The sequence below is a fragment of the Knoellia pratensis genome, assembly GCF_042666395.1.
Lineage (GTDB): Bacteria > Actinomycetota > Actinomycetes > Actinomycetales > Dermatophilaceae > Knoellia > Knoellia pratensis.
The window spans coordinates 530,546-550,910 of record NZ_JBHTDJ010000004.1; the positions used below are offsets into that span (position 1 = coordinate 530,546).

The 20,365-nt window shown below is 66.9% G+C and carries 27 protein-coding genes; 15 read left to right on the top strand and 12 right to left on the bottom strand.

What is annotated here, in order from left to right; all coding sequences use genetic code 11:
• Positions 1-15: 15 nt before the first annotated feature.
• From ACFQRE_RS18750 to ACFQRE_RS18805, 12 genes are all read left to right on the top strand, one after another.
• Positions 16-279, top strand: coding sequence for a hypothetical protein (locus tag ACFQRE_RS18750; RefSeq protein WP_380125368.1), 264 nt, complete (start codon positions 16-18; stop codon positions 277-279).
• The gene (locus ACFQRE_RS18755) at positions 276-1,586 is read left to right on the top strand and encodes an AAA family ATPase (protein WP_380125370.1); all 1,311 of its coding nucleotides are present in this window, start codon (positions 276-278) and stop codon (positions 1,584-1,586) included. The genes ACFQRE_RS18750 and ACFQRE_RS18755 overlap by 4 nt, the downstream gene beginning before the upstream one ends.
• A gap of 73 nt (positions 1,587-1,659) precedes the next feature.
• Positions 1,660-2,316, top strand: coding sequence for a hypothetical protein (locus ACFQRE_RS18760; RefSeq protein ID WP_380125372.1), 657 nt, complete (start codon positions 1,660-1,662; stop codon positions 2,314-2,316).
• Positions 2,317-3,157: 841 nt separating this feature from the next.
• On the top strand, positions 3,158-3,451 hold the full coding sequence (locus ACFQRE_RS18765) for a WhiB family transcriptional regulator (RefSeq protein ID WP_380125374.1): 294 nt from the start codon (positions 3,158-3,160) through the stop codon (positions 3,449-3,451).
• Entirely contained in the window at positions 3,448-3,960 is a 513-nt protein-coding gene (locus ACFQRE_RS18770; RefSeq protein WP_380125376.1) for a helix-turn-helix domain-containing protein, read from the top strand. The genes ACFQRE_RS18765 and ACFQRE_RS18770 overlap by 4 nt, the downstream gene beginning before the upstream one ends.
• Positions 3,957-4,703: a hypothetical protein gene (locus ACFQRE_RS18775; RefSeq protein WP_380125378.1), complete on the top strand. Its 747-nt coding sequence runs from the start codon at positions 3,957-3,959 to the stop codon at positions 4,701-4,703. The genes ACFQRE_RS18770 and ACFQRE_RS18775 overlap by 4 nt, the downstream gene beginning before the upstream one ends.
• Before the next feature lie 3 nt (positions 4,704-4,706).
• Positions 4,707-5,693: a hypothetical protein gene (locus tag ACFQRE_RS18780; protein ID WP_380125380.1), complete on the top strand. Its 987-nt coding sequence runs from the start codon at positions 4,707-4,709 to the stop codon at positions 5,691-5,693.
• 128 nt (positions 5,694-5,821) lie between these two features.
• Complete coding sequence (locus ACFQRE_RS18785; RefSeq protein ID WP_380125382.1) at positions 5,822-8,944, top strand: phage tail tape measure protein; 3,123 nt, start codon at positions 5,822-5,824, stop codon at positions 8,942-8,944.
• A gap of 14 nt (positions 8,945-8,958) precedes the next feature.
• Positions 8,959-9,282 (top strand): hypothetical protein, encoded by a 324-nt coding sequence (locus ACFQRE_RS18790; protein ID WP_380125384.1) that lies wholly within the window; start codon positions 8,959-8,961, stop codon positions 9,280-9,282.
• Between the two features lie 142 nt (positions 9,283-9,424).
• Positions 9,425-9,589 carry a hypothetical protein gene (locus ACFQRE_RS18795; protein WP_380125386.1) on the top strand — a complete coding sequence of 55 codons (165 nt, stop codon included), beginning with the start codon at positions 9,425-9,427 and terminating at the stop codon, positions 9,587-9,589.
• Between the two features lie 107 nt (positions 9,590-9,696).
• On the top strand, positions 9,697-9,897 hold the full coding sequence (locus ACFQRE_RS18800) for a hypothetical protein (protein WP_380125388.1): 201 nt from the start codon (positions 9,697-9,699) through the stop codon (positions 9,895-9,897).
• Between the two features lie 212 nt (positions 9,898-10,109).
• Positions 10,110-10,307: a type II toxin-antitoxin system HicB family antitoxin gene (locus tag ACFQRE_RS18805; protein WP_380125390.1), complete on the top strand. Its 198-nt coding sequence runs from the start codon at positions 10,110-10,112 to the stop codon at positions 10,305-10,307.
• A 17-nt stretch (positions 10,308-10,324) separates the two neighbouring features.
• Here ACFQRE_RS18805 and ACFQRE_RS18810 read toward each other — a convergent pair whose 3' ends face one another.
• From ACFQRE_RS18810 to ACFQRE_RS18850, 9 genes are all read right to left on the bottom strand, one after another.
• Complete coding sequence (locus ACFQRE_RS18810; protein WP_380125392.1) at positions 10,325-11,137, bottom strand: DUF5677 domain-containing protein; 813 nt, start codon at positions 11,135-11,137, stop codon at positions 10,325-10,327.
• Positions 11,138-11,470: 333 nt separating this feature from the next.
• Positions 11,471-11,797 carry a hypothetical protein gene (locus ACFQRE_RS18815; RefSeq protein WP_380125394.1) on the bottom strand — a complete coding sequence of 109 codons (327 nt, stop codon included), beginning with the start codon at positions 11,795-11,797 and terminating at the stop codon, positions 11,471-11,473.
• Positions 11,794-12,006 (bottom strand): hypothetical protein, encoded by a 213-nt coding sequence (locus ACFQRE_RS18820; protein ID WP_380125396.1) that lies wholly within the window; start codon positions 12,004-12,006, stop codon positions 11,794-11,796. Before ACFQRE_RS18820 ends, ACFQRE_RS18815 begins: the two co-directional genes overlap by 4 nt.
• 194 nt (positions 12,007-12,200) lie before the next feature.
• Complete coding sequence (locus ACFQRE_RS18825) at positions 12,201-12,365, bottom strand: hypothetical protein (RefSeq protein ID WP_380125398.1); 165 nt, start codon at positions 12,363-12,365, stop codon at positions 12,201-12,203.
• The gene (locus ACFQRE_RS18830; RefSeq protein ID WP_380125400.1) at positions 12,362-12,805 is read right to left on the bottom strand and encodes a hypothetical protein; all 444 of its coding nucleotides are present in this window, start codon (positions 12,803-12,805) and stop codon (positions 12,362-12,364) included. The genes ACFQRE_RS18825 and ACFQRE_RS18830 overlap by 4 nt, the downstream gene beginning before the upstream one ends.
• Positions 12,805-13,104, bottom strand: a complete 300-nt coding sequence (locus tag ACFQRE_RS18835; RefSeq protein WP_380125402.1) for a helix-turn-helix domain-containing protein — start codon at positions 13,102-13,104, stop codon at positions 12,805-12,807. The genes ACFQRE_RS18830 and ACFQRE_RS18835 overlap by 1 nt, the downstream gene beginning before the upstream one ends.
• Positions 13,101-13,361, bottom strand: coding sequence for a hypothetical protein (locus ACFQRE_RS18840; RefSeq protein ID WP_380125404.1), 261 nt, complete (start codon positions 13,359-13,361; stop codon positions 13,101-13,103). Before ACFQRE_RS18840 ends, ACFQRE_RS18835 begins: the two co-directional genes overlap by 4 nt.
• Positions 13,362-13,631: 270 nt before the next feature.
• Positions 13,632-14,531, bottom strand: coding sequence for a bile acid:sodium symporter family protein (locus ACFQRE_RS18845; RefSeq protein ID WP_380125406.1), 900 nt, complete (start codon positions 14,529-14,531; stop codon positions 13,632-13,634).
• A gap of 29 nt (positions 14,532-14,560) precedes the next feature.
• Complete coding sequence (locus ACFQRE_RS18850; RefSeq protein WP_380125408.1) at positions 14,561-16,069, bottom strand: serine/threonine-protein kinase; 1,509 nt, start codon at positions 16,067-16,069, stop codon at positions 14,561-14,563.
• A 55-nt stretch (positions 16,070-16,124) separates the two neighbouring features.
• On the opposite strand from ACFQRE_RS18850, the gene ACFQRE_RS18855 reads away from it, so the two are divergent.
• Genes ACFQRE_RS18855 through ACFQRE_RS18865 form a run of 3 tightly spaced genes read left to right on the top strand, consistent with a single transcriptional unit; the run spans position 16,125 to position 17,411 of the window.
• Positions 16,125-16,889, top strand: coding sequence for a HipA family kinase (locus ACFQRE_RS18855; protein ID WP_380125410.1), 765 nt, complete (start codon positions 16,125-16,127; stop codon positions 16,887-16,889).
• Complete coding sequence (locus ACFQRE_RS18860; protein ID WP_380125412.1) at positions 16,886-17,263, top strand: DUF3037 domain-containing protein; 378 nt, start codon at positions 16,886-16,888, stop codon at positions 17,261-17,263. Before ACFQRE_RS18855 ends, ACFQRE_RS18860 begins: the two co-directional genes overlap by 4 nt.
• 16 nt (positions 17,264-17,279) lie before the next feature.
• Positions 17,280-17,411 (top strand): hypothetical protein, encoded by a 132-nt coding sequence (locus ACFQRE_RS18865; protein WP_380125414.1) that lies wholly within the window; start codon positions 17,280-17,282, stop codon positions 17,409-17,411.
• Positions 17,412-17,534: 123 nt separating this feature from the next.
• Here the strand turns inward: ACFQRE_RS18865 and ACFQRE_RS18870 are convergent, their stop codons facing one another.
• The 3 genes from ACFQRE_RS18870 to ACFQRE_RS18880 are packed head-to-tail and all read right to left on the bottom strand — an operon-like array spanning position 17,535 to position 20,357.
• Positions 17,535-18,344, bottom strand: coding sequence for a TrmH family RNA methyltransferase (locus ACFQRE_RS18870; RefSeq protein WP_380125416.1), 810 nt, complete (start codon positions 18,342-18,344; stop codon positions 17,535-17,537).
• 59 nt (positions 18,345-18,403) lie between these two features.
• Positions 18,404-19,195: a sulfite exporter TauE/SafE family protein gene (locus tag ACFQRE_RS18875; protein ID WP_380125418.1), complete on the bottom strand. Its 792-nt coding sequence runs from the start codon at positions 19,193-19,195 to the stop codon at positions 18,404-18,406.
• Position 19,196: 1 nt separating this feature from the next.
• Positions 19,197-20,357: an SPFH domain-containing protein gene (locus ACFQRE_RS18880; RefSeq protein ID WP_380125420.1), complete on the bottom strand. Its 1,161-nt coding sequence runs from the start codon at positions 20,355-20,357 to the stop codon at positions 19,197-19,199.
• Positions 20,358-20,365 lie beyond the last annotated feature (8 nt).

The window sequence follows — 20,365 nt, forward strand, 5'->3', positions numbered from 1 at the left end:
CCCCACTCTCGCGCCGTGCGCGACGCACTCGAGGAGCTCGACGTCATCACCACGGCGCACATTGCCGGCTACGAACTCGGATATGCGCACGGTGTTGCCGCGCACCTCGCCGACGTCCAAGCCGCCGTCACGCATCAAGCCGCCGCCCGGGTCGTCGCAGCCGTCATGGACGCGCCGGAGCGAGATCGCGCCGCCGACAAGGCGGCCGCTGACAAGCGCGCCGCATGGTGGGCCGAGCGCCGTGGCGAGACGGTTCATCGGTTGGGGGCCACCGCGTGAGCGCCGAAGGGCAGGACTTCGACATTGACGCGAGCACCGACGAGGAACTCGCACAGGAGCTGGAGCGACGTCTCGCCTTCAATCGCGAGGTGTCCGACGAGACCCGTCGAATGCGAGTGCGTGAGACCGCTCGCGAGGTCCTCGCCGCCGAGAAGGCTGCGGCCAGCCCAGCCCCGCCCTACGATTCGGGCACCCTGCGCGAAATGCTCGAGCGACCTGCCGACCCACCGCACCGCATTGAAGGACTCATCCCCAGTGCCGCCGGCACTCTCATCGTCGCCCAGCGCAAGACGGGCAAGACGACCCTGGCGCTCAACCTCGCCCGCGCCCTCATCAGCGGCGAGCACTTCCTCGGACGCTTCGCCGTACGCCCCATCCAGGGCATCGTGACGATCCTCAACTATGAGGTCTCAGGCCAAACACTCACCCGCTGGGCCCACGAGCACGGCATCGACCCGGACCGCTGCTACGTCGTGAACCTTCGTGGCGCCCGCAACCCCCTCCTCGTCCCCGCCGAACGCCTCCGCCTCGCGCAAGACCTGAAGGCGCGCGGCACCGAATGCCTCATCGTCGACACCTACAGTCGCGCAGCCGCCAAGGCTGTCACTGAGAAGGGCAACTCGGGACAGGTCAGCGACTGGCTCACCGAGCTCGACTACTTCACCCGGACCGAGGTCGGCGCCCAAGACCTCATCCTCACCACTCACGCCGGATGGTCCGCCGACGCCCGCTCACGCGACTCGTCCGCCCTCGAGGACTGGCCCGACTCCATCATCGTCATGACCAAGAACGAGGACGGCGATCGCTTCCTGAGCGCCATCGGTCGCGACGTCGACCTAGACGAGGACCAGCTCTCTTACGACACCGACACGCGAACGCTGGCGCTCACCGGGAGCGGGTCCCGCAAGCAGTCGCAGGGATCCAAGAAGGCCGAGGGTCTCGCCCTCTACGTTCGGAGGGCAGCCAGCCAGTGCCCCGGGGGATCACGCGCCGACCTCACCCGCCTCATCCGCGGGATGGCCGACGCGCCCACCTTCCAGGACCGCGACATCGCCAAGGCCGCCGAGTACGCCGCAGCACAGGGCTTCCTCACCATCGTCGACAACGGGTCGGGCAAGGCCAAGAACCACTACCCCGCCACCCCGTCCAACCCTGTCCAAACCCCGTCCACGGACGCACCCCTAGACCCCGTCCACCCCGTCTATATGGACGGGGTAGGGGTCGGGGTACCTGAGGCACTCCCTGACCTGGACGGGGTCGAAGAAGAAGAACCGCCTGAACACGACCTCGACCTGGAGGCGTCATGACCTATCAGCCAGACGAGAGCGCGCGCGAAGGCCTCCGCACAAACCGCCAGAACTGCACCCCCCAGGAGACGACATGAGCCCCGCGAACCCCGACCCCATGGTGACTTCTGGCGCCATAGGACCTCATGATGACCGTCAGTGGAAGACGGGCCGTCGTTGCTCGGCGCGGGCGAAGAGCACCGGGAAGCAGTGCCAGCGCGCCCCGATCCGTGGTGGAAGCGTCTGTCTCGTGCATGGCGGCACGGCTCCGCAGGTCCAAGCGTCCGCGGCCCGACGCCTCGAAGTGGAGGAAGTCGAGGCAGAGGTGCGCAACCTCATCGCCTTCGAGTCCTTCGAGGGCGTGACGGATCCGCTCACGGTGCTCTCGGAGCTGGCGGCCCGGGCGCTGGCGACCGAAGATGCCCTCGCCCGCCGGGTCAACGATCTAGCGAGCTCCGACTCGATGCGCTACCGGGCGGCGGGCGCCGGCACGGAGCAGCTGCGGGCTGAGGTGGCGCTGTGGGAGCGGTGGCACACCATCGCGGCTCGGCATGCGGAGACGCTGGCGAAGTTCAACTTCGAGGAGCGCCGGGTCCGTCTCAGCGAGCGGCAGGGCGACCTAGTGGCGGAGGTGCTGAAGGCGATCTTCGCCCGGCTGATCCTCACGCCCGAGCAGCAGTCACTCCTCCCGGTCGTCGTGCCCGAGGAACTGCGGCGGCTGGCGTCGGTCCCTGGCGAGGTCGTGCGATGACTGCCCGCCTGCGGGGTCGGAGTATCACGAGCGGTATCAGCGAAGCGTCGCGTGGCATACCGAGCGTCACTTCCGTGCTCACCGGGGCCTCTGTTCAGGTCGGATTCCATGTCCCCCCTCCCCCCTGGCGGTGGCACGCCCAACCGGCTGCTGGACCACGTCAGCGTTGCCAAGGCCATTTCCGCTTGCGCGACCGTCGTCGTCGAATCGGCTCGCCTGGCGCAGGGCGTTGCGGATCCGGCATCTCGTCGAGCTGTTGCTGCCCCCGCTCACGTGGCAACTCGGACCATTCACTCCGAACACTGTCGGGAATCCTCCCGTACGTTCTCAGCACAGGCGCTGGAGCCAAGTCGCTCAACGGGAACGTGAGGCGCTCACGGTGCCCCCGCCAGGTAGGCGACTCCGTCCACTCGATCTCGACCGCGGCCAGGTGCCACGTTTCCGGGTCGCAGAGAACCTCTAGCATCTGCGTCTCCCCGGGAGAAGCGACGTGCCACACCTCAACCCTGGGCCTCACCCCAACCACACCAGTAGCCGGTCCCCTCAGCCGAGCATGGCAACCGAGCCCAGCCACAACGACTCGGTATGCGGCCGCGTCTCCGGAATTGGCCAGCACCACGGAGGCGTTCGGGGCGATGCCACTATCCAGCGTCCATTCGGACCGCCCTTCGCTCAATGCCCAGTCTGGCTGCCTTCGGTCAGCCCGACGCCAGAGCAGAGCGGCAACCGTCGAGATCCCCGTCGCCAGGGCGGTCGCGATGACCGAGGCCAAGGAGATCGTCTGCCAGTCGATGTCTGCCATAGGCGCCAACGTAGTTGGCCAAGCCGACAGACGCCGACCATGACGATCACACGCGCCGAGGTCGCACCTCCTGAGTTCCTCATCCCTGCCCGCTGCGCCACAGAGTGGGCCGCCCTGTCCGACGCGCTCGTCGGCGCGATGCCGCCGTGTGTCGGCGCTCCTGACGTATGGACCGAGGGCGTCGGCGACGAGTCCGTGAAGGCCGCGTGCTGGTCCTGTCCGGCGCAGGTGGAATGCCTGGCGTATGCCGTGGCCGCAGGTGAACGCTTCGGGATCTGGGGTGGCTTCGGGCCCACTGAGCGGAAGACGTTGGTCGCGGGGAAGGCGTCATGACCGGGCCGCAGCGGCAACGCGCGACGGGTGGTCGTCACCCGGGTGAGCAGCGGTACGCCATGATCGCCCCGTATGCCTCGCAGTGGTTGAAGCTGCAGCTGGCCGAGGGCCGCCAGGTGACACGAGCGACGGCTCGCCAGCATGCGCTATGGCTCCGCTCTCAAGGTGAGGCGATGTTCGCCACCCAGGTGGAGGGGGCGCTGCTGCAGTTGGACCTGTCGGCTGCTGATCACCAGGCGGCGTTCGACCGGACCCGCGCGAGACGCCCGCCGACGACCACTATTTCCGCAGTCGGAAACGGTCAAGCGGAAACGGCGACTGTCGAGCGAGAGTCAGCTCAGGACAACGAACTACCCACTCAGGAGGTGGCGAAGATGCTCGGACTCACACCGCGTCGCGTCGGCCAGATGGTCAGCGACGGAACGCTCTCGGGCCGCAAGGTCGGTGGGGCATGGCTGGTGTCACGCTCCAGCGTTGAGGCGCTCGCGGACACCCGGAGGGCGTCATGAGCGAGATGGGCCGAGAGGTCAGTGAGGCCATCGCTTCTGCGTTCAATCGTGAGCCATCGAAGAGCTCAACCAGTGTCGAGGAGTTCGACCGACAGATGGCTCGGACGTTCGGACGAGAGGCCGACGCTGATGTCGCTCTGCGCGCGGAGCTCGTGGAGGCGGGGTTGACCGAGTCGGGCGCAAGGGGTGTGGTCATGTGGCTTGACGACTTCGGATCAGCGTCTGAGGTCGCAGTGTCCGCCGGTGCAGGCTTCAACGGCGTCCAGCCTGGAAAGGTCGCCTCGCTGACCTATGAGCGAGCAGAGGCTGTGCTTCGGCGACACCGCGGTAGCGGCATCGCCGAAGCCGACGCACCCCTCAGCGAGAGCACCACCAATCTGGACAAGGCTCGAACTGAGCTCGTTGAGGCTCACGGGAAGCGACTCCGGGCGCCGCACTCAGACCACGGCTTCGCGCAGCGCATGGCCGAGGCCCACACGAAGGGTGAGGTCGAAGCGCTGAAGGAGTGGGGCGTGCGGGAGGGCTGGTCTCAGGAGCAGTTGGTCCAACGCATCCGCGAATCCGCCCAAAAGGTGCAGGGCAACTCACCGCGGCAGTCCCGCGAACCCCGGACGACGGTCACCACGGAGGGCACCAAAGCCCCAGCGCGTCGCTCGGTGGTCTCCGAGGCTGAGTTCGACGCAGCGTTCGCCACCGACAAGGCCGTTGCCGAGGCGTTCGGGCGACAGATCAAGGAGAGCTGAGCGATGACGACCACACAGCAGGAGACCCCCGCGTCGACCAACCAGCGGACCGATCTGCAGCTCGCGGTGCAGGAACTCGAGGCACTGCGGGAGCGTGCCAAGCGGGCGGAAGGGATCCGCGACGCGGCATCCCTCGAGGCGACGCAGCTGGAGCGGTCAGCTGGTGCCGACCTGCTGGACTCCGACGACCCTGAGGCAGGCGAGCGGATGGCGGGCCGACTGGCCCAGCTGCGGGCGTCGGTCGAACTGCAGGATCGTGTCGCCACCGAGGCGCACGAGCGTGCTCGTCAGGCGGAAGCCCGTGCCCTGAGGGCCGAGGGCGCCGAAGGCGTGCAGCCGGTCGAGGAAGCCCAGCGTGACCTGGAGAGGTTCGACGCCAAGACGGAGAGGCTGAGGGCCCAGCTCGAGGCGCACACCAAGCACCAGGTGCGGCTCATCTCGCCTGGAGAGGTGGCACGCGAGGAGGCCGGGTTCGGGGGCGGCTCCTACACCTTCGAGAACCCGCCGCGGTGGGCGATGGACGAGGCCCTCAAGTCTCTCGCCCTGCGTCCGGAGCTGGCGCACGCGCTCGCCGACGTGGTGGCCGGCACCCGCGATATTCGTGACGTGCACCAGGAGTACTTCTCGCCGTATCTCGGGGTCGACATCCGCATTCCCCCGGGCTACGTGAAGGCCGGATGGAGCGACCTGCCTCGCCTCGTGCGTGACGGCACGATCACCATCGACGGTCTGAAGCTCCGACCGCCGTCGCCCCCTCGGAACTGGCAGGCGGAGTACAGCGAGCTGGCTCGAGACGTTGCGGTGGCCGAAGCGCGTGCGCGGGGCATCCGGGAGCGGCGTGCCGATCCGGTGGTGCACAAGCGCAACGTGGCGATGGGTGAGGACCTCGACGGCGCGGTGTATACGGCCGAGAAGTTGGGCTCTCAGATGCAGACCCTTAAGGCCGAGGCGCTGCGTGATGGTGTCGAGGTCCGCGAGGACGCCTCGTGAACTTGGGTGCGGGCGTCAACGTCACCTCGCTGGTTACCCATGGCCAGCGCGGACCGAAGGGGGCGCCGACTGGTTTCCCGTCTCCTCCTCGCCCTCTGCGCCCGCACCCCACGTCGAAGGACTGACCGATGACAACCCGCACCGTCACCGCCGTCTATCGCGCCGACGTCGACAAGTTCATCGCGGACACCCTGAGGGCCAAGAATGCCGTCAAGGGATTCGCGACCGAGACTGCCGGAGCGTCGAAGAGCTCGACGGGCGCCGCCAACGACGTCGCTGGGGCCTCGGCAAAGGCCGGTCTCGCCCTCACCGCAGGGCTGGCACTGGCGGGCAAGGCCGCGATCGACTGGGAGTCGTCCTGGGCGGGCGTCACCAAGACCGTCGACGGGTCCGCCTCCCAGATGGCCGAACTCGAGGGCGGACTGCGGGATCTCGCAACGACCCTGCCAGCGACACACACGGAGATCGCTGCTGTCGCTGAGGCTGCCGGTCAGCTCGGTGTTCAGCGTGACTCGATCATCGGCTTCACCGAGACGATGATCGCGATGGGTGAGTCGACAAACCTGTCGGCCGAGGAAGCCGCAACTTCCCTTGCCCAGATCTCGAACGTCATGGGCACGATGGAGCGCGAGGGCACTCCCGGCATAGAACGGCTCGGCTCCACGATTGTTGCCCTTGGCAACGCCGGTGCCTCCACCGAGGCCGACATTGTCGCCATGGCCACCCGCCTGACCGGTGCCGCGAAACTGATCGGTGCGTCCGAGTCCGACGTCCTCGCCCTGGCGAACGCCATGTCATCGGTCGGCATCGAAGCCCAGCTCGGTGGCGGCGTGATGTCCCGCGTCATGCAGGAGATCAACTCCGAGGTCCTCGCCGGCGGCGACAACCTCGCAGGCTTCGCGAAGATCGCAGGCCTGTCTGCGGATGAGTTCTCGGCGAAGTGGAAGTCCGACCCTGTCACCGCGATCGACGCGTTCGTCAAGGGCCTTGGTGGCATCACGGCATCCGGTGGCGATGCTGTTGGTGCCCTCGAAGAGGTCGGCATCAAGGGCACGGAGAACACGTCCGTCCTGACACGACTCGCTGGAGCGTCAGACATCCTGACCGAGTCCATCACCCTTGGTCGCAAGGCGTGGCAGGAGAACACTGCACTGCAGGACGAAGCAGGCAAGCGCTACGAGACCACTGCGTCCCAGATCAAGATCGCGCGCAACAACGCCAAGGACGCCGCGATTGATTTCGGTGCAGTCCTCGCGCCTGCGATCGTCAAGGCATCCGATGCCGTCTCCGGGCTCGCGAAGTTCATGGCCGACCTGCCACCGTCGGCGCAGTCGGGGATCACTGGGGTCGCTGGAATCGGCGCAGCTGGACTGCTGGCCGTTGCTGGTGTGGTCAAGGGCACCAATGCCGTCCTTGGCATGAAGGATTCCCTCGCGCAACTTGGCATCCAGTCCCCCAAGACGGCATCCGCCCTGGGCAAGGTCGGCAAGGCCGCAGGCATCCTCGCCGCACTGCTCGCCGCAGGGACGGTCCTCGACTCCGCGTTCGGCAACGATGGCGAAGGCATCGGCTCCGAGGGTCTGACGAAGGGCATGCTCGGCAACGCCGACGCAGTGCAGGCGTTCAGCGATGAGATCGGCCGGTACCAGGAGAAGTCCGCCGCTGGCTGGTGGAATGTCAACGAGATCAGCGACTACGGTGACGCACTCGATGCGGCGTTCAACCCGTCGAAGCGGCAGCAGGTCGACAACATGGCGGCCGGGTTCGTGGGCCTGTTTGGCATCGCCGACCAGTCTGGGCTCACTCGCGCAGGTGAGGCATTCACGGCGATGGATGCTCAACTCTCCAAGCTGGTGTCGGGAGGCAACGCCGACCGGGCTGCGGCCCAATTCGGCGAACTCGCGAAGTATGCCGAAGCCAACGGCGTCAGCATCGACGAGCTCAAGGCGAAGTTCCCGCAATACGGCGAAGCGCTCGACAAGATCGCCAACGACCAGAAGCTCGCGGGCGACTCGGCCAAGGGGATGGGTAAGGGTGTCGCAGGAACGATCCCGACCGTCGAGGAAGCCGCCGAGGCCGCCGAGGAGTACGCGAAGGCTCTCGACGACGCCAAATCGGCCATCATTTCACTGGGTGGCGGGCTCCGTGCTGAGCAGCAAGCCGTCGCCGACTCTGCCGAGGCGTACAAGGCCGCGCAGGAGTCGGTGAAGGGCACGACCGGCGAGCAGGAGACTGCGCTTCGGAACCTGTCGGCGGCCAATCTTGAGGTCTCGGCTGCGCAATTGGAGATGGGCCGAGGTGCCGGCGAGGTCGGCGCCACGATGCAGGCCAACCGCGACAAGTTCATTGCCACAGCGATCGCGATGGGATACAACGCGACGTACGCCGCGCAGCTCGCCGACGAGTACGGACTCATCCCTGACGAGGTGACGACACTGGTCAAGCAGATCGGAGTCGAGACCGTAGCCCAGAAGGTCACCGACCTGAGTCAGTTCATCAAGAACGATCTGACCGGCAAGACCATCACCATCAAGGAGGCGGGCGCCGACCCGTCGAAGCAGCGGGTACTCCAACTCGACGGTGCGATCTTCGGTCTCAAGGGCAAGACCGTGCCGGTCAAGGAGCTCGGGACGACCGCTTCAGGTGAGCGGATTGTGTTGTTCCAAGGGAAGATCTACCGACTCACGGGCAAGACGGTCACGGTCGCCGCGAACGTGCAGGGCGCCGCGCAGGTCGACAACCTGCACGCGAAGATTGGCAGGCTTCAGAACCGGACTATCACCGTGGCCACCCAGTTCTACAGCTACAACACCGGTGGCGGCCTCGCCGAAGGTGGCGCTGTTCATGGTGCGGGCACGAGCACCTCCGACTCGATCCTCACCCGCCTGTCCAACAACGAGCACGTCCTCACGGCCGCCGAAGTCGCAGCCATGGGCGGGCACGCCGAGGTCTACGCGATGCGTGCCGCGATCCGCGCCGGCAACATCCCAAAGTTCGCTGATGGAGGCGCGGTCATGTCGACGTCGCGGGCGGTGCAGTACGCCGCCCGCCCTGCACCGATGACCCTGTCACCCGTCGTGCAGGTGACAGCGCCGGCAGGTGCCTCGGTCGCGACCGTTGATCCGGCGAGCATTCGGGCCATGGCCCGCGAGGTCGCGACCCAGACAGCGCGGGAGACCGCCGACGCGATTCTGGCGGCACAACGCGGCGCTGCCCTCGCATCGGTCACCACCAGGAAGACCGGCCGATGAGCTACGTTGCGAAGATGGGAAGCCTGACGCTGGAACAGCAGTTCGCGGTGTTGCCCGAGCACCTCCAAGGCGCACTCATCGGCCTCCTCGACGCAGTCTCGAACGCCGGACGATTGGGGCAGCTCGCCGACGCGAACCGGTTCTTGCGCCAGGTCGCCCGCCTCGAGTCAATGCCCGAGCCGGCGAAGGCCCTCATCATGGCGACTTCCTCGGTGGCCACCTCCGTCGTGCTCGACCAACACTCGGCCAAGTTGGAGTGGGCACGGTCTGAGGGATTTACGGGCTTCGACGCGTTTCTTGGCAGCCAGGGGCCACCCGGACGCAAGCAAGTCGCGTGAGCCAGCGGAAGACGCACTGGACGAGCCTCCCGCCGATGAGGCTGATCCAGATCCAGCCGATCAGCCGGAAGAGGATCCGACTCCAACCCTGCTCCACGCCTTGGACGTCATCGTGACGGCGCCTATGGACACGGAGACCGCCATGGCTATCACCACTGCGTCGCTACATGAGGTCCCGGCGGTGGAGTTGGTGATTGCCGTCGCGGGGCTGGCGGATGACCTTCTAGGACGCTGGGCCTTAGCGGAGGGACACGACAAGCAGGCCGCGCGCGACGCATGGGTAGAGATGGTTCGCGACTCGATCTGAAACGCACATAGCCGTCTTTAGTCCGTCACTCTGACGGGGTCGGGACCGCCTCGCGGATCAGCTGCTTCGGCATGCGCGCCTCCTAGGCGAGTGGGACGATGGGTGGCATGAGCGATGTGGAAGAGGTTGAGGGCGTAGCGGACGATGTTTGCGAGCACTGCGGGACCGAGATGGAGCTGGTTCCACTTCGTCCGGAGGTGGATCAGAATGAGGGGACGGCCACGATCTGGAGCGGCTACACGTGCCCCAACCCGGACTGCCCTGGGCATGACACCGACATGGCGAAGTTGACCGAAGGCCAGTCCTGAGTCGTCAAGCGCGCGTGGGTGACGACAGGTCTCGTGCGGGCAGCGAGGCACGGGCCATCGATGCGAAGCGATGACGGTCGTGGGGCCAGACGAGGTCGCCGGGCGGCGGTGAAGGCGTTGTCGGTGGGCGGCCATACTCAGCGCCGTCAGAGACGACCAATGGCGGCCGAAACCGCTGGCATTGAGTCCGCTCGACCGGCATGGTGTCTAGCGTGAAGACCTACACGGTGAACGCCGAGAAGCACGAGGGCTGGTGGATGCTCACCTCGCCCGACGCGCCCGGCGCCGTCTCTCAGGTCCGCGTGCTCAGCCAGGCCGAGGACCACGCACGAGAGGCGATCGCGTTCGTCATGGACGTCGATGAGTCTGACGTTGAGATCAGGTCAGGCAGGGGTATGCCGCGAAAGTAGGCCTCGGGCTCCATGTGTCACCTGCGCGGGGCAGCCCTGCGGGCTCGGTTGGCATCAGCAATCCGGCGGCGGTAGATGTCACTGAGCTGCAGCGTTTCCGCCGCGCCGACCTCGCGCGCCATGGTCCTCAAGAAGCTCCGCCGACGATGCCCACGATCGAAGTAGTCCAGCGCCCGGCCCGACCAGACCAGCGAGGCTGCCACCATGTAGGACCAGGTCTCGATGGCCGAGCCGTCTTTTGGGATGATCCGGAGCTTATGGCGGCCGCCCTCATCATCGGGTGGATCGATCCACTGATCAGCAATCAGCACGTTCGGGTGACTCTCCATGCTCATCGCGCGGTAGATGGCGTAGGCGTCCTTCCCGCCCGGTGCGAGATCTAGGCACAGCTGCTCGAAGTTGCGAGCCGAAGCGTCGCTGTCGCTCTCGAGTCGTTCGCTGGCATCAGCATGGGCGACAGCGGTGGCCCCCTCCTGAAAGACCTCACTCGCAGACTCACGAAACGCCTTGACGAGGGCCACCCTCGACCGGATCTCCTCATTGTTCAAAGCCCTGTACCCATCGGGCGTTTGGGCAATCCACTGCGCTGTGATCGCCATTTCGTAACACACACGAGCGAGAGGGGTGGCGACCAAAGCGGGGCCGACGTCGAGAACGACCAGGTAGGCATCTGCCGTGGCGTGCACGTGAGCACAGTAGGCGTACACCATGGCGAACTGTCCCTCGTTGGTCCGATAGTTCGGCCGCCCCATCCTGAAGGTCGACCTGTCGACCTGAACGTCCTTCCAATTCCTGATCATCGTCTCGATGTGCTGCCGGGAATCGGCCACGACCATCTCCCTCGATTCGCTCGCACCGCCACTCCGGGCGATGTGTCGACGATGCCAGATTCAAAGGACACCGCACGGCACACGAACGCCTCTCCCGTGCGAAGACGGGAGAGGCGTTCGTGTGCCGTGCTAGTCAGGCATCAGGCAAGAGGTCGTGCCACGCCTTGAGGTCCTCACCCCAGATGACGTACTCGGCGTTCGGTCCGAGGCCCTTTCGCTTGGCTCTCAGCGGAGGAGGGAAGCCTGCCGGATCCGTCGCGTGGATCGCCCGACCTTGAGCGTGTAGGCGAGCTTTTCGGGCACACTCATCCAATCAGGCGCGGGACGGGGTGCTCAGGAGAGCCAGTCCGGACGACGCTCCACTATCTGAGTGTCGTTCCTGATGGCGACCTCGGCGCAGTCCGGGCAGTCTCCACGGAGTGCGAGGACGGGTTCAGCGGCGAGCCCTTCCACTATTCCGAAGGGCGGCACCCACATGCGCCCGCATAGGGAGCGCCATAGCCTCGCTCCTTCCTTGATCTCGTAAAGGTGCTCCAACGGGTCTCGTTTGTTCTTCTCGTCGAGCACCTCATCCAAGATGTCCTCGAGCTGAGAGTCGGACAAACCGCCAATGCGCATGGGTGCTGTCGTGGTGACCCGCTCGGCCGGCATGACGCTCATTCCGCAGCAACCTCTCGCAACTCGTCGCGGGCCTGCTCCAGGAGCTCGATGGCCCGGACGATGGCGGAGAGGGCCGACCCGTGGCCAGAGACATGGACCTCGTCGTGCTCGTCGTCGACACCAAGCAGCACTGCGAGCGAGCCGTCGTACCAACGCAGGCCTGGGCGGATCGTCGCGAGGGCGAAGATCAGGCGAGGGTCGCCGGTCATGACGTGGTCGCCGTCGTGGGTCCTATGGGCCCGAGGCCACTGAGTAGCCGAACTCAGGTCGGCGGGCGCTTCTGTTGAGATGATGTGGTTCACGATCGTGCTCCTGTGTGTGAGGTGTTCGGTCTAGGCCTCGCCCGGTGTTCGCGCACCGGTCGGGGCCGTACTTCTATTCGAGTCTCTCGATGTCGAGAGACCTACGTGTCTGAGTTCGGGGCGTCCTCCTCTCGTCGCGGCTTAGTGCCGTGAAGCTTCATGAGGTGGTCGAGGCGACGGCTGATCCGCATCGGGACCGGGCCGTGCTCGCGCAGGACGCGGACAACCCATTCCTCTGGCGCCTCGTGCTTCGGCTGCTTACTCATTCGTAGTTCTCCTCGGTCGGTGTGATCGTCCGCGGCTCGGTATGCCCTGAGGGTTCAGGAAAACCCTGACAGCCCGTGTGCCGTTCGAGGAGCTCGTCGGCGAGGATCGTCACGGCCTCCCGGTACTCGTCCGTGGTGAGGCCGTCCACGAGCAACGCCTCGAGACCGTCGAACTCAGGCAGTCGCGACGAGAGCAGCCCCCAAGCGGTCACGGTTCGATCGAGGCTCTCGGCGGTCATGTCGTTCAGCACGTTCACCGTGACCGCTAGGAGCTCCGCGTGCAGCTCCAAGGCGCGGTAGTGGGCGCGCGCTCGCGGCGTGCGGTCGTCGGCGGCCGTGAGCCTTGGCGCGTACCCCAGGACGATGGCGTCCCATGCCTCGAGGATCGCCTCGAAGGACGGCTGCTCGTCGGGGCCCTTAATCGGGTCCGGTGTGGCCATCAGTTGCCCTCGCCCTGCGTTGCAGCGGTGCGTGCGGGGCGATCCCACGCCTCAGCAGCGCGCTGTGCCTTCTGTCGTGCCTCGGACTTCTCGCGTCGCTGACGCAACTCGTCGAGGTGGGCGTCGCTGTAGCGGTAGTAGCGACCGAGCCGGACGTGAGGGATCACGCCAGAGCGAGACAGATCGATGACCTGCTGTCGTGAGATGTAGAGGATCTCGGCGAGGTGCTCGGGCGTGTAGAACGCTTGGCCGTCGTGGCTGCTCGTGGGGCGAGCCGGTTCCTGCGGAGAGTCGTTCACGATGAGGCCTCCCACCATTCGGATCCCCAGATCATGCTGGGGTGCTCATGGAGCAGCTGACAGGCGATCCGGTCGGCTGCCGTGTAGGTGATCGTGCCAGCGGCTTGGGCCCGATGAGTGGCTCGTTGGGCCCAGACGGGCAGGGAGAGGATCGAGATCCGATGCAGGGCTAGATAGGCCATCAGCGGCCCCGATGGAATGCGCGGTGGCCGGTGCGGGGTACGCGCAGGGCGCTCGATGACGTGGGTGGTGCTCATCAGGCAGCACCCGCCCCATGCTTGATACTCCGCGTGATACTGCCGCCGAGGTATTTCGATGTATGCCGATGCGTACGAGCTTGGCCGAGGGAGCCTCTCCCCCGCACGAACTGGACCCCTGGGGACCCTGCCGGTACCCCGATGTTGCTGGGGATCTGGGAGTTCAAGTCCCCCCTCGGACACAGATTGCGCCCCGAGTCCTTGCAGGTCAGAGACTCGGGGCGCTTCTCTTTTGCCCTCGTGGCGGAACCCGGGTAGCCCGCGGGTACGTCAGGGCGTGCGCTGGCCCACGGATCGTGGTTTGTCCGCATCCTTGAGGACTCCGCGGTTGCGCACGACCATCCCGAAGACGGCAGCGATGGGGAACATCAACACGCCGTACACCGCGGACGGCACCGACATCTGCGCGTTGCCGATGACCGTGAGGGCCATGGCGATGGCGAGGGTGCTGTTGTGGATCCCGATCTCGAATCCGCACGCCACGGCCTGGTCCTCGGTGAGCCCCATTCGACGTGGGACGACGTAGCCGACGGTGAGCGAGATGATGCAGAACACCGCTGCGATGAGGCCGACCTCGGCCAGGTAGGTGGCGATGTTCTCCTTCTCGGTGTACATCGCGCCGACGACGACGAGCAGCAACATCACGGCCGACGCGGTGCGTACCGGACGGTCCATGCGGTTGGCGAACTCGGGCGATCGACGCCGAACGAACATCCCGATGATGACGGGGATGAGGACGATCGCAAAGACCTGAAGGAGCTTGTCGAACTGGAGCCCGATCTTGGACGACTCGTCGACGAAGTGAGCGATGGCCCAGCCACTCACCAGAGGCAGGGTGACGATCGCGATGACCGAGTTGATGGCGGTCAGAGTGATGTTGAGGGCCACGTCACCACGGAACAGGTGGCTGTAGAGGTTGGCTGTCGTGCCACCAGGCGAGGCCGCCAGGATCATGAAACCCACCGCGAGCAGGGGCGCGAGGCCGAACAGCTCGACGAGGCCGAAGGCCACCAGCGGAAGGATCAGCAGCTGGCAGACGAGCGCCATCCCCACTGCCTTGGGGCTCTGCCGCACGCGACGGAAGTCATCAGGGGTCAGCGACAGTCCGAGGCCGAACATGATGACGGCCAGTGGGATCGGCAGCCCGATGGTGAGAAGCGCAGAATCCATGCGCGGACCGTACCGTCACCCGACACTCGTCAGGGCTTGAACGCGTCGGCTGCATCTCCCAGATCGGCCAGCGGGCCCTCGAGTGCAGCCGCCCCGGTCTCGGTGAGCTTGCTCTCCTGCCGGGCCTTGTCGAGCTCGCCCTCGATCTGACCGACGAGGGAGTTCACCGCCGGAGCGTCTCCGTCCCTGACGGCCTTGTTGATGTCTCGAAGCTTGCTCTGAATCGTCTTGGCCACGTCCGAGTCCAGATCGTCCGCAGACAGTCCCCTCACGGCGTCGCTCATGGCCGCAGTGGCGTCCGTGACCGGTGTGGCCGTGTCCGAGGGCGTCGTCGACGGGGTCGTCGAGGGGATCGGCGTCACTGTCTCCTTCACCGTGACGGTCGGGGTCGGGGTGGGAGTGGGAGTCGGCGTCTTCGTCGGAGTGGGCGTCGACGATTGCGTCGAACTGGGCGTCGTGGACTGGGACTGGTTCGGGTTGTCCGGAGTGGTGTCCTCGCGCGTCTGGAGGTACCAGATGCCCGCCGCCGCGAGGGCGACAGCGAGCAGCAGGAGCCAGATCCAGGCTCGCGAGCGGCGCGGCTCAGGTTCCCAGGCCTGTTCGTATGCCGGTTCGTATGCCGGTTCGTTCCACTCTTCCTGACGCGGCACCACTGCGGTCGGCGCCGCAGCGGCCGCCGGACGCAGGACCTCGGTCACTGCGGGCGCCGTGTGGGAGCGCAGCAGCTGCGCGACCTCACTACCGGATTGCGGGCGCAGCGCCGGGTCCTTGGCGAGCAGGGCTGTGATGATCGCGGCGAGGTCAGCGGGGGTGTCCGGTCGGAGGTCGCGCACGTCCGCAGGGACGTCGTGCGCGTGCTTCATGAGGATGGCGACGGGCGTCGGTGCCGTGAACGGCGGCCTGCCGGTCAGCAGCGTGTGGAGGACACAGCCGAGGGCGTAGAGGTCGGCGCGGGCATCCACCCGCTGACCGGTCGCCTGCTCGGGAGCGAGGTACTCGGCGGTCCCGACGATGGTGTCCGTCATCGTCAGCTGGTGGTGGCCCAAGGCCTCGTCGACGAGCTGAGTGATGCCGAAGTCCAACACCTTGACGGTGCCGTCCGCGGCATATGCGATGTTGCCCGGCTTGATGTCACGGTGGACGATCCCGGCGTCGTGGGCGGCCTGCAGCGCTCCGGCCACCTCGTAGCCGATGGTGCGCACCGCGTCGATGGGCAGCGGACCGGAGTCGCGCACCTCCTCGGCGAGGGTCGGTCCCGGGAGGAGCTCCATGACGAGGTATGCCGTGTGCTCCTCGACGCCGGTGTCGTAGACCGTGACGATGTGCGGGTGGTTGAGCATCGCCGTGGCCCGCGCCTCACGGCGGAAGCGTTCACCGGCGTTGTCACTGTCCGGACCCGTGAGGTCGAGCGTCTTGACGGCCACCTCGCGACCGAGCATCTCGTCGTCGGCGCGCCAGACGACAGCCATGCCGCCTCGCCCCAAAGGGGCACCAAGTCGATAGCGACCGCCGAGCAGCCGCCCTTGCGTCGTGCTCATGCATCTCCTCGCGTGGACGTCCGTTCGACCCTAGTCCCTCCCGTAGCCTGTGAACGTGCTGCCCCACATCACTGCGACGAGGTTCGTCACCCCGCTGCGCGAGGGTGGATCTCTCCCCGGGCTCGTCGAAGCCTCCGATGACGGCACCTACGTCGTGAAGTTCCGTGGAGCAGGGCAGGGGCTCAAGGTTCTCGTGGCCGAGGTGATCGTCGGTGAGCTGGCCCGACGGCTCGGCATCCGTGTCCCCGAGATGGCCGTCATCGACATGCCCTCGGCGATCGCGCGCTACGAAGCCGACGAAGAGGTCCAGGACCTCCTCAACGCCAGCCCGGGTGACAACCTGGCCGTCGACTTCCTGCCCGGATCCTTCGGCTACGACGGGTCGCGTCCGCCGAGCGCCGACGAAGCGGCCGACATCGTCTGGCTCGACGCCTTCACCGCCAACGTCGACCGCACCTGGTCCAACCCCAACCTCCTGGTCTGGAACCGGCAGGTGTGGGCCATCGACCACGGCGCCGCGATCTGGTTCCACCACTCGTGGCCCAGCCGCGGCGCCGACGCCAGCCGCTTCGCCGTCCAGCCGTTCGACACGTCCGAACACGTCCTCGGGGACGTCGCCGGGGATCTCGCGGTGGCCCACGCGCGGGCTGCGGCCACCATCACCCCCGAGCTCCTTGCCGAGGTCGTGGGGCTGGTCCCCGACGAGTGGCTCGAGTCGGCACCCGGTCTGGGCGACCCGGAAACGGTGCGCACGGCATACACCGATCACCTCACTCGACGACTCGAGAACGCGAGTTCCTGGTGGGAGGCCGCCCGATGAGCCATCCGTATCAGTACGTCGTCCTCAAGTGCGTACCGCGCGTCGACCGCGGTGAGTGCCTCAACGTCGGCGTCGTGCTCTTCTCGCAGTCAGCAGGCTTCCTCCGGGCGGCCTGCCACGTGGATGCCGAGCGGCTCCGCTGCTTTGCACCCGACCTCGACATCGACTCGGTGACGGACTCGTTGGCCGTCGTCGACGACGTGTGCGCCGGCACGGACGGCGGGGGACGTCCGCGGCTTGCCACGCCCGGCAAGCGCTTCGGCTGGCTCAGTGCGCCCCGCAGCACTGTCATCCAGCCCTCCGGCGTGCACGGAGGGACCGCCGAGGATCCCGCCGCAGAGTTGCAGGCGCTGCTCGAGCGCCTCGTGCGTTGATGTTCGACCTTCGCGTATGCCGCGTGCGGACCTGCAGTGGCACCGCTACGAAGCCCTGCCCGCGCCAATCCCCGTCTACGAACGAGTGGTGATCGACAGCCTCTCGGGCGGCCCGCTGGCCCCGACGACGACCCACGGATTCCGCTAGCCGCTCCCCAGAGAATGGACCCGGCACGTCGTTCTCGCTGGGGCATGCTGTTGGGGCAACATGCGCGAACGGGAACGACATGCGTCAGCGGAAACTGCAGTTCTCGAGGGAAGCCGCCGCGACTCAGCGGGCGCGCAGGGCCCAGGCTGCGACGGCGCCGGCAGCGGCCACGTTCAGTGAGTCCACTCCCCCGGCCATCGGGATCGTCACGAGGATGTCGGCGCCCTCGACTGTGCGTCGGCCCAAGCCGTCGCCCTCGGTGCCGAGAACCAGAGCGAGTCGCTCGGGCTGGTTGGCGGCCAGTTCGTCGAGGCTCACAGCGTCCTCGGAGAGAGCCAGAGCCGCAACGGTGAAACCGCTGTCCCGCAACAGATCCATGCCTCCTGGCCACGGGTCGATGCGTGTCCAGGGAACCTGGAACACCGTCCCCATGGAGACGCGGATGGCGCGGCGATAGAGCGGGTCCGCACACCGAGGCGTCACGAGCACGGCGTCCACGCCGAGTCCGGCTGCACTTCTGAAGATGGCTCCCACATTGGTGTGGTCGACGACATCCTCGATGACCAGGACACGACGCGCGTCAGCGACCACCTCTTCGACCGACTTCAGCTCGGGGCGCTGCATCGACGCCAACGCGCCACGGTGGAGGTGGAAGCCGGTGAAGCCCTCGATGACGTCGTGGTCAGCCACGAAGACGGGTATGCCGTCCTGCTCGGCTTCCGCGACCAGGTCGGAGAGGTCGGTGAGCCACCGCTGCGCCATGAGAAAGGACCGCGGCCGGTGTCCGGCCGCCAGTGCGCGCCGGATGACCTTCTCGGACTCGGCGATGTAGAGGCCGCGTTCGGGTTCGGTCCGGCGGCGAAGCGCCACATCGGTGAGAGCGACGTAGTCGGCGACGCGGGCGTCGTTGGGGTCAGTGATCCGTGTGGGCACGAGGCGAGGCTAGGAGGTGCGCGCGCAGAACACGAATGCGCGCACGAAGTGAGCGACGATCACGAGAACCAGAGCATGCGCACGATCGCGATGACACCGATGACGATGATGACGGCACGCAGGACCTGCGGCGGGAGACGGCGACCGACGCGGGCGCCGAGGACCCCACCCAACAGCGAGCCGGCGGCGATCAGCCCTGCCACACCCCAGTGGACTTCCTCCGGCGCCACGATGATGAAGGTAAGCGCGGCCACGGAGTTGACGATGGTGGCCAGGACGTTCTTGATGCCGTTGAGGCTCTGCAGGCTCTCGCTCGTGAGCGTGGTGAGGACGCCCATGAGGATGACGCCCTGCGCTGCCCCGAAGTAGCCGCCATAGATTGCGCCGGCGAACACGCAGAACGCGAGCAGGGCCGCGCGCCGCCGGCTGTGTTCACCCAGCGCCATGCCTGTCGTCGACTCCCCCCGTCGGGCGGTCGTCCAAGCCGTGAGCCGGGGCCCGAAGGCGACGAGCAGGACGCCGAGCCCGATGAGGACGGGCACGATCGCCTTGAAGGCGGCCGGGTCAAGGACGAGCAGCAGGACAGCCCCGACGATCCCACCCAGGAACGACATCGGCGCCCAGCGCAGGAGGGTGGACCTCGCCCCGCGCAGCTCGTGCCGGTAGCCCCACGATCCCGTGAGGCCACCGGCCACGAGCCCGATGGTGTTGGACACGTTCGCCATCACCGGGGCATAGCCGAAGAAGAGCAGCGTCGGGAACGTCACCAGGGTTCCGGAACCGACGACCGTGTTGATCGTGCCGGCGACAACACCGGCGACAAAGATGAGCGCTGCCTCGGCGGCGCCCACCTCAGCTCTCGCGCGGCGGGGCGGTGTCCGTCGGCGGGGTGGGATCGACCGGCGGGGTGGGATCCACCGGCGGGGTCCGCGGGGGAACGGCGTCCGCGGAGGGCGTCAGCGGCGGCTGCTGCCGAGCCGGAGGCGTGGCGTGGTCCTTGGCCTCACGTGAGGCCTCGCCCGCTTCTCCGCGTGCTTCCGCGAGCGCCTGAGCCGGGTCGGCGAGAACCGTGTCGTCGAACACGGTCTTCAGCTCCTCGGACGGTTCCCACGGCTCGGCGTCGTCGTCCTTGAAACCGCCGCCGCCCTGGTCGCGGCCGAGCATTCCGCCGATGCCCTTGAGGGCGTCGGTGAGCTCGCTCGGGATGATCCACATCTTGTTGGAGTCACCACGGGCAATCTGCGGAAGCACCTGGAGGTACTGGTAGGCGAGGAGCTTCTGGGTCGGCTTGCCCCGGTGGATGGCGTCGAAGACCTGCTGGATGGCGCGGGCCTGACCCTGGGCCTCGAGGACGCGGGCCTGTGCCGAACCCTCGGCGCGCAGGATCTGGCTCTGCTTCTCACCTTCGGCCGTGAGGATGTTGGACTGCTTCGCACCCTCGGCGGTGAGGATGATGGCGCGGCGCTCACGCTCGGCCTTCATCTGCTTCTCCATGGACTCCTGGATCGACATGGGCGGGTCGATCGCCTTGAGCTCGACACGGTTGACACGGATGCCCCACTTGCCGGTGGCCTCGTCGAGGACACCACGCAGCTGCGCGTTGATCTGGTCGCGGCTCGTCAGCGTCTGCTCGAGGTCGAGCGAGCCGATGACGTTGCGGAGCGTGGTGACGGTGAGCTGCTCGATGCCCTGGATGAAGTTGGCGATCTCGTAGACCGCGGACTTGGCGTCGATGACGGAGTAGTAGATGACCGTGTCGATGTTGACGACGAGGTTGTCGCTCGTGATCACCGGCTGCGGCGGGAACGAGACGACCTGCTCACGCAGGTCGATGTTGGCGCGGACCTTGTCGACGAACGGGACAAGGAAATGTATGCCGCCCTCAAGGGTCGCGTGGTAGCGCCCGAGGCGCTCGATGATCAGGGCGGTCTGCTGCGGCACGATCCGAACCGTGCGGACGATGACGATGACTGCGAAGAGCAGCAGCAGGCCCAGGATGATGAGTTGAATCATGAATTCCC